Annotated in this window: 1 protein-coding gene; it reads right to left on the reverse strand. The window is 61.8% G+C overall.

The genetic code is table 11. From position 1 onward, the window contains the following. Nucleotides 1-812: aminotransferase class III-fold pyridoxal phosphate-dependent enzyme (locus EOA60_RS35355; RefSeq protein WP_128312751.1), on the reverse strand; the 812-nt coding region annotated here is incomplete at both ends.

Below are 812 nucleotides of genomic sequence, written 5' to 3' on the forward strand. Positions count from 1 at the left end.
TCCATGAGCTCCGCGCGGCCGGTGACGGCTGCGATCGGAAATCCGCCGCCAAGACCCTTGGTCATCGTCGTGATGTCGGCTGTGACGCCGAAGTGTTCCATTGCAAACAGCTTGCCGGTGCGGGAGAAACCCGTTTGGACCTCGTCGGCAATCAACAGGATCCCATGGCGATCGGCGATCTCGCGAAGCTTCGCCATGAACGCTCTCGGCACCTCATAGAAGCCGCCTTCGCCCTGGACCGGCTCGATGACGAAGGCGGCCACACGATCAGGATCGACATCGGCCTTAAAGAGCTTCTCAAGCGCCACGAGTGACCCGTCCATTGTCTGGCCATGCAGTTCAACAGGGAACGGCGCGTGAAAGACGTCGGGCATCATCCCGCCGAAGCCGGCCTTGTACGGAACCACCTTTCCAGTCAGCGCCATTCCCATGAAGGTCCGGCCGTGGAAGCCTCCCGAGAACGCGATCACAGCTGACCGGCTGGTGGCCGCCCGCGCGAGCTTGACGGCATTCTCAACCGCCTCGGCGCCCGTCGTCACGAAAATCATCTTCTTCTTGCCCGGAACAGCTTCGTTGAGCCGCTCCGCCAGCCGAACGTAGTTCTCGTAGGGAACGACCTGGTGGCAGGTGTGCGTAAAAAGCTCGAGCTGATCCTTGACTGCGGCAATGACCTTTGGGTGACGATGGCCAGTGTTGACTACGGCGATGCCGGCGGCGAAATCGATGAAACGCCGGCCCTCGACATCCCAGATCTCGGCATTTTCCGCGCGGGCGGCATAGATCTGCGTCGTGACGCCCACGCCGCGCGAGAT

The sequence above is a fragment of the Mesorhizobium sp. M1A.F.Ca.IN.020.06.1.1 genome, assembly GCF_004023265.1.
Lineage (GTDB): Bacteria > Pseudomonadota > Alphaproteobacteria > Rhizobiales > Rhizobiaceae > Mesorhizobium.